The sequence below is a fragment of the Anaerotignum sp. genome (assembly GCF_031981185.1).
GTDB lineage: Bacteria > Bacillota > Clostridia > Lachnospirales > Anaerotignaceae > Chakrabartyella.
The window spans coordinates 188,124-195,378 of the sequence record NZ_DALYUL010000002.1 but is presented as its reverse complement, the minus strand read 5'-3'; the positions used below and the strand labels follow the sequence as shown (position 1 = coordinate 195,378).

Genomic DNA, 7,255 nt, shown 5'->3' with positions numbered 1-7,255 from the left:
GAAATTTTTAGAAAAGTTGCAGATTTTAAAGGGCTACGAAGATGGAGAATTACATCTGGAACGAAATATAACAAGAGGGGAATTTACGGCTCTTGTTATGAAGATGTACTATAACTATGATTGTAGTCTTTTTGCTTCACCATATAAAGATGGTAGCGAAATAAAATTTCCTTTTCAAGATGTGCTAAAAGATCATTGGGCAAGAAAGTATATAGAAATTGCTTATTACAATAAAGTGATCAGTGGGAAAAATGCAGATACCTTTGCTCCTGATGAAAGTATCACCATTAAAGATTGTATTACTGTTTTGATAAAGGCCTGTGCAGATAGAGATACAAAGAAGCAAGGTCTCTCTGTTGAGGTAAATAAATTGGGTGGTTATCCAGAGGGATATATAAAAATTGCTCAAGAAAATCAACTGATAACGAATCAATCACTGGACAAGATTGCTACACGAGAAGAGGTTGTGGAGCTTTTATACAACGCTTATAATCATGAACCTAGATTTACATATACTTATCAAGTAAGAAAACCTGTGATTTATCTATATCCTGAAAACGAAACAAATGTAAATGTAAAGGTATCTTTTGATGGAGCGTTTACCTTTACCTATCCTGAATACAACAAAGGCTGGGATGTTACTGCAAAAACAGATGGCACCCTTGTAAGTGGAAGTACAGAATACCCATACCTTTTTTGGGAAGGTGATGTAACAAATTATACACCTGTATTTGACGAAGGCTTTTTGGTGAGTAAGAAAGAAACGGTTACATTTTTAGAAGCAAAATTAAGCTTATTAGGGCTGAATGCAAAAGAACGGGCAGACTTTATAACTTACTGGGGCCCCCAATTAATGAAGAACGATTTCAATATCATTAAGTTTGATTCCAAGGAATATGCCTCCAAAGTATCTCTAAACATTGAGCCCAATCCTGACAGCTTGATTCGGGTATTTATGGTGTATAAAGCTGCAAATGGAACTGAAAATGTGAAGGAACAAGTATTAAATAAAGCTGAAAGAAAAGGCTTTGTTGCTGTTGAGTGGGGAGGAACAACAGATGAATCATAAATTCCCTGTTGTTTAACTTTGAAGATCTAAAAAGATTATGAGATGGATGAAGTAACCTACGATGACTGTGAATATTTGTTGATTTATAAAAACAAGATTGTGCAGTTGAACTTAGAAGAGCCAGTTACAGAGCAGCAAATATCAACCATTATTAAAGAATTGAAGCTTAACAAGGAGGTTATGTAGTGGAATCAATATATGCGATTTTGTTTCTTATCCCCACTTTCATTGTATATGGTCTGGGAATTGTCCTTGCAATATTGGCAATTAAATGCATGTTAAAGTATCTGAAAGAAGATAAAAATCAGTAATGTCTACTTCAAAAATTTCAACAATGATTTGATATCCTGCTTTTTAAAAGCGGTTAATCAAAAAAAACAATGAAATAACGTAATATTAAGTTAAGAGACCCAATTATTTTTGGGTCTCTTTTTCCTAACGCATTAAAGAGAAATACTTTTAGAATCACCTTGTAAAGAGCAGAAATTTGCAACTGCATTTTCAAGGTAGAAGATTTCAAAAATGTCATCATCTGGTGAGTATATATGTTTTAACATTGGCAGTGTTTCAAGGGCCTTGGTTTTAGATTCCTTTGAAGTACAAAAAACAGCCTTTCCACTAAGGCGCAGCCATCTTCCATCCTTAGAAGATGCCGAAATTTCAACATTTGGATTACTAACTAGCTGAGCATAAACCGGTTTTTTATTGCTTGTAGCAAAACAAAGTTTGTCTTCGTACTCCATGGAAAAACTAAAGGGGCGAACCCTGGGCTTGTCACCGTCTACTGTAGAAACAAAAAAAACACCGCATTCTTTGAAAAAATTTAAAATTTCATCCATAAAAAAACCTCCGTTTGTGATTATAATTTTAGCTTTCTCTAGTATAATCATAAAACAAAGTATTATATCGTGCAAGTATGCAGTTTTTTATTACTAAATAAGATTATTCTGAGTATAGGAGAAATTTATGATAGATATGGAAGTTGCCAATCATTTGGGTATTAGCTCAATGTGGTACTCTCAGATTCAATGAGTTAAAAAATAAGATCGTAGGAATCAACAATATGATGCTGACAAGTTTTCTTAAGGAGCTTGAAAAAGATGGATTAATCGAAAGAGTACAGTATAATGTGATGTCCCCTCGTGTTTAATAAAAAATCCTTTTAAATTAAAGGTAGCTCATTATTTAATAATGAGTTACTTCAATCAACTTTCAGTAAATAAAGTTTTAAGAGTCGCTCGGCTAATCTTATTTCTCGTTCGGTACAGTTATTGAGCAATTCAATAATTGGTGAACAATCAGAGGGCGAATATCCTGTTCCGAATAAAACATACTCCATGGGAAGGTGCATAGATGACGTAATTTTAATTAGGGTATCAATAGACATTTGTGTAGTTCCTACTTGTATTTGTCCATAGAAACCTGGAGAAATATCGGCAAGTTCCCCAAATTCTTCACTTGTTATATTTAACTCTGTGCGTTTCTGTCTTAAACGTTGACCAATTTCTTTCAGTTGTGTTTTACCATTATCTCTTATCACCTCTTTTTGATTATTCTATATCGAATATTTGGTTAAATAAATATGCTGTGTAATATTGAAAAAATTATCTTGTGTAGTGTTATTGAAGTGTCTATACAATATACATTTTCTTTGATGAAACGAATGAGGTACAAATGAGCATGCGTAACAATTAATTTAGTCCTGTTTTTATGCCTCTTCAATTTCACAAATCAAATACCTTCTTATCCCTCTTAAAGTTTTTCTATGGGAATATATAGTTCGATAAAAAATATAAAACTGCAAATTTTGCAAAAAAAAGAGTTATTTTTGCAATTTTATTAAAACTTGATATAAATATGGTAGAATTTGCTAAACGGTGAACCGCAATAATCAAAATTAATTTTTGAAAGGTTTTTGACCATAAAGATAAGATAATGTAACCTAGAAAAATACCAAGAAAGGAAGAATATCATGTGCGATTATTCATTACAAAAAGAGAAATTCAAAACAGTACTTAGAAAATCACTTCTATTTTCTTTTATGTCGTTGTTATTGCCTTTAATCTTATACTTTTTTTTGAGATCTATAGCCAACGATTTTATGATTCAGAGTGTTTTTAAATTGTTTTGCGGTTTCTTTCTTGTTTATACTATAATAAAGGAGAGTTTGAGAATATATCGAATTAGAAGAGACTGGTTTAGTTTTAAAATATCAATTACAGAAGATGCCATTTATAAAAAACAATATAAAACTGAGGATACTATCATCCCAATAAATCAAATAGTAAAAATAGTTCAAATTGCAGATGGTGTTTCTATACAGTCTGAAGAGGCAAATAAATTTCTTTACATTCCAAAAAATATTGAAAACTATGAAGAAGTGCTTGGGAAATTAAATAGTTTAAAACCTATAGAAGTCAGTTCGCTAATGTCTGTGAGAATTCCTTCTGAATATACGATCCAGCAACATATTAAGCATGGAAGTGCTCTAAAACGCCTATTCCTAGTTATAGGCGTTGGATTTGGAATTTTAATACTTCTTTTTCTGTTGATAATAATTCTATTGTCCTAGAGAAAGTGTATGGTTTAGTGGATGGATAATAAGGACGGAGGATTTCCATTTACAAATGACCTTTAGATTAAGATTTATTTGTTTTTGCTAAAGTAAATTAAGAATCTTTTAGTCCCATAACAGTGAAAACCTACTAGTTACAATTGATGCGATACATCATATTCCATGAGCGTACTAATAGGTATCCATCTTGTATATATGAATTCAGGATAAATAAATTGAAACGACCATAAAGATTGCTAGGAGCGGCTTTTAAAACTTCCCAATGCAAAAAGTCAACAGAATATCTAAAAGAAATAAATTAAAACAAGTCCTACTTTGTTCTATTCCTGTATTTAAAACATAAAAATATATTGTATGGATACAGTTAGAAATCAAAGGAGGAAATTGATGTGGAGAAATTTGATATTTATAAGGATATTGCTGAAAGAACAGGTGGAGATATTTACATTGGAGTAGTTGGTCCTGTGCGTACAGGAAAATCTACGTTCATCAAGCGGTTTATGGATTTGCTGGTTCTCCCCAACATTCAAAATGTTCATTCCAGAGAACGGGCCAAAGATGAATTGCCTCAGTCAGCATCAGGAAAAACTATAATGACGACAGAGCCAAAGTTTGTGCCCAATGAAGCAGTTCAAATTACCCTTGGGGATAATACGGATATGCGGGTACGCATGATTGATTGCGTTGGCTATTTGGTTCCCGAAGCAGAAGGACATATGGATGGGGAAATTCCCCGTATGGTACATACACCTTGGTCGGAGGAAGCCATGCCTTTTTTGGAAGCGGCAGAAATGGGAACGAAAAAGGTAATTACCGATCATTCTACTATTGGTATTGTGGTGACAACCGATGGCTCGGTAACGGAATTGTCCAGAGAGAACTACATTGATGCCGAGGAAAGAGTCATTGAGGAACTAAAGGAAATGGGAAAACCATTCGTAATTCTTCTGAATACAGCCTCGCCTTATGGAGAAGCTACAGCCGCATTGGTTCGGGACATGGAAGAAAAATATAGTGTGCCTGTTATTCCTGTAAATGTTGCACAGTTAAAAGCGGAAGACATTAAGACGATTTTGGAGAGAGTATTATATCAATTTCCCATGCGTGAAATTCGTTTTTATTTCCCTGGATGGGTGGAAACGCTGGAGGATGGACATTGGCTAAAAGATTCCCTGATTGGGGGATTGAAGGAAGTTATGGATAAAGCTGATAAACTGGCAGATGTTTCTAGTGCTGTTGTGGGTCTAGAGAGCAAAGATTTCTTAAAGAAGGTTTTTTCAGACCGTATGTTGCCGGGAGAGGGCGCTGTGGATGTTGCGCTAACCTTTGAGGATGGCTTGTTCTATCGTATTTTAAGCGAAACCGTAGATTTACCTATTGAAAATGACTATTCTCTCATTTCTACCATTAAGATGCTTTCGGAAACCAAGAAAGAATATGATAAGATTGCAGCGGCGTTGAACGACGTGAAGCGCAAGGGATATGGCGTGGTAACCCCTGTGTTCGAGGAAATTTCTTTGGAGAAGCCAGAGGTGTTTAAACAGGGAAGCCGTTATGGCATTAAGTTGAAAGCCAAAGGCGAATCAATCCACTTAATTAAAGCGGATGTAGAAACGGAAGTTTCGCCAATTATTGGGAATGAAGAACAGTCCCGTGAGTTTATCGATAATTTAATTGCAGATTATGAATCTGAACCTGAAAAAATCTGGGATTTAAATATTTTTGGACGCACATTAAGTGCAATGGTCAGTGAAGGCATGCAAAACAAGATTTATCGTATGCCTGAGGATGCACAATTTAAAATGGCAGAAACCCTGCAAAAGATCGTAAACGAAGGAAGCGGCGGTTTGATTTGCATTATTCTTTAATGCACAAAACGGTTGTTGTCGAAAGACAACAACCGTTTTGCTTTAGAATACCATGGTTCATAAAAGAAGGTTCATAGACTGATATAGATTTTTTTACCGTAAAAAATTGTTCTCCTTCTGTTTAATTAGAACAAAAACATGAGGAATTTCTTGGTAATCTTACATAGTTGTGAGAAATGCAATTTTACTGTACAATGGGGATAAGACTTTTGAGACAAAAACAGTTTTTAGGGGGGATAAAATGATGGAAATTGAGATTTTGCAGGAGATATGGGATCATTTTGTCAAAACAGGTGAGACAGATGAAAGAATGAATCCAATTGTAGAGAAGTCATGGAGAAAATGTCAACACAATGGATTAGACCCAATGCAGGGTAGGGGGCGTTGTGCCGACGAAAAAGTATTTCAAAGCATCCGTGCCGCAAATAAAGAACTATTGGATATTGCTCTACCGGTTATGCAAAGTGTTTACGAAATCGTGAAGCAATCCCACTTTTTATTGGTTTTGACGGATAGTGTGGGTTACATTTTAGAAACCATAGGTGATATGGCAGTTGAACAAATGTCAAAGGAGCTGGAGTTTGTCAAAGGTTCCCTATGGAGCGATTTGGAGGTAGGTACCAATGCCATTGGGATTGCTCTTGACTATGATACATCTATTCAAATGGTAGGCCCTGAGCATTATGGCTTGCCTCATCATCAGTGGACATGTTCTGCTGCGCCCATACATGGTACCAATGGCGAAATCATTGGCTGTTTGGATATATCAGGGGATTTTCACTACGCCCAACCCCATACCCATACCTTAGGGCTTGTGGTTGCGGCAGCTTTTAGCATTGAAACCATGATAAAACAACAGCAAAGCGCTAGACTTATGAGAAAAACCCTTGATAGCAGCGAAAACGGAATTGTTCTGCTAAACGATGCATTTTGCCCTATTTGGATTAATCAAGCTGCGGAAAAAAGCTTTGGACTGACTATGAATCTTTTAGCGAATTCGGATTTTCGGGAATATATGCCTGATGTGGATTGGACTCAATTACAGCATTGGGAACAGGAGCGGCAATATATCACAAACGACACCCGCCTTTTAGTGGGACGGCACATTTACGATTGTAGTGCTACCATGTCACCCACGCTGGATGGGGATACCAGAACCTTTACTGTTACGTTAAAAAGGCAAGAGTATTTAATTGATTCTGTAAACAAGGTTTCGGGAAATCGAGCGAATTACACCTTTGATCACATTTATGCCCAAGATCCTTTGATGAAAAAAACCATACAACTGGCCCAGAAATTTGCTTGTTATGATGGTGTGGTTTTGATTGAGGGAGAGAGCGGAACAGGGAAAGAGTTGTTTGCGCAAGCTATACATAATGAGAGCAGTCGCGCAAAGGGGCCTTTTGTGGCAGTGAATTGTGCATCGTTGCCAAGGGATTTGATTGAGAGCGAATTGTTTGGGTACGAAAAGGGAGCTTTCACCGGCGCTTTGAAGGAAGGAAACCCGGGGAAATTCGAACTGGCCAATTCGGGAACGTTGTTTTTAGATGAAATCGGGGAGATGCCATTGGAATTTCAAGCAAAGCTCTTGCGGGCGGTGGAATCCCTACGGATTCGTCGTTTGGGTGGAACCCAGGAGAGAAAGCTGGATGTGCGGGTGATTGCCGCAACAAACCGAAACTTGCGAACAGAGTCGGAGCAGGGGCGTTTTCGCCAAGATTTATTTTATCGTCTAAACGTATT

Annotated in this window: 9 protein-coding genes; 7 read left to right on the top strand and 2 right to left on the bottom strand. The window is 36.3% G+C overall.

What is annotated here, in order from left to right:
- The 3 genes from RTK36_RS01950 to RTK36_RS01940 all read left to right on the top strand — a co-directional run.
- Window positions 1-1,069: S-layer homology domain-containing protein (locus RTK36_RS01950; RefSeq protein ID WP_312043766.1), on the top strand; the 1,069-nt coding region annotated here is incomplete at its 5' end.
- Between the two features lie 42 nt (window positions 1,070-1,111).
- Complete coding sequence (locus tag RTK36_RS01945; protein WP_312043764.1) at window positions 1,112-1,255, top strand: hypothetical protein; 144 nt, start codon at window positions 1,112-1,114, stop codon at window positions 1,253-1,255.
- Entirely contained in the window at window positions 1,255-1,380 is a 126-nt protein-coding gene (locus tag RTK36_RS01940; protein ID WP_312043762.1) for a hypothetical protein, read from the top strand. The genes RTK36_RS01945 and RTK36_RS01940 overlap by 1 nt, the downstream gene beginning before the upstream one ends.
- Before the next feature lie 132 nt (window positions 1,381-1,512).
- Here the strand turns inward: RTK36_RS01940 and RTK36_RS01935 are convergent, their stop codons facing one another.
- Window positions 1,513-1,908: a pyridoxamine 5'-phosphate oxidase family protein gene (locus RTK36_RS01935; protein WP_312043760.1), complete on the bottom strand. Its 396-nt coding sequence runs from the start codon at window positions 1,906-1,908 to the stop codon at window positions 1,513-1,515.
- A 143-nt stretch (window positions 1,909-2,051) separates the two neighbouring features.
- Between RTK36_RS01935 and RTK36_RS16655 the strand changes: the two genes are divergently transcribed.
- Window positions 2,052-2,219, top strand: a complete 168-nt coding sequence (locus tag RTK36_RS16655) for a helix-turn-helix domain-containing protein (protein ID WP_312043757.1) — start codon at window positions 2,052-2,054, stop codon at window positions 2,217-2,219.
- 51 nt (window positions 2,220-2,270) lie between these two features.
- On the opposite strand, the gene RTK36_RS01925 is transcribed toward RTK36_RS16655, so the two are convergent.
- Window positions 2,271-2,609 carry a helix-turn-helix domain-containing protein gene (locus tag RTK36_RS01925; protein ID WP_312043755.1) on the bottom strand — a complete coding sequence of 113 codons (339 nt, stop codon included), beginning with the start codon at window positions 2,607-2,609 and terminating at the stop codon, window positions 2,271-2,273.
- A gap of 432 nt (window positions 2,610-3,041) precedes the next feature.
- Here RTK36_RS01925 and RTK36_RS01920 point away from each other — a divergent pair, with 432 nt between their 5' ends.
- From RTK36_RS01920 to RTK36_RS01910, 3 genes are all read left to right on the top strand, one after another.
- Window positions 3,042-3,641 (top strand): hypothetical protein, encoded by a 600-nt coding sequence (locus tag RTK36_RS01920; protein ID WP_312043753.1) that lies wholly within the window; start codon window positions 3,042-3,044, stop codon window positions 3,639-3,641.
- Between the two features lie 392 nt (window positions 3,642-4,033).
- Window positions 4,034-5,512 carry a stage IV sporulation protein A gene (gene spoIVA, locus RTK36_RS01915; protein ID WP_312043751.1) on the top strand — a complete coding sequence of 493 codons (1,479 nt, stop codon included), beginning with the start codon at window positions 4,034-4,036 and terminating at the stop codon, window positions 5,510-5,512.
- 241 nt (window positions 5,513-5,753) lie between these two features.
- Window positions 5,754-7,255 (top strand): sigma-54-dependent Fis family transcriptional regulator (locus RTK36_RS01910; RefSeq protein WP_312043749.1); only part of this gene is annotated, 1,502 nt, incomplete at its 3' end.

Coding starts and splice junctions, on each gene's coding strand:
- RTK36_RS01945 (WP_312043764.1), top strand. CDS start 1,112: ATGGATGAAGTAACCTACGATGACTGTGAATATTTGTTGATTTATAAA.
- RTK36_RS01935 (WP_312043760.1), bottom strand. CDS start 1,908: ATGGATGAAATTTTAAATTTTTTCAAAGAATGCGGTGTTTTTTTTGTT.
- RTK36_RS01920 (WP_312043753.1), top strand. CDS start 3,042: ATGTGCGATTATTCATTACAAAAAGAGAAATTCAAAACAGTACTTAGA.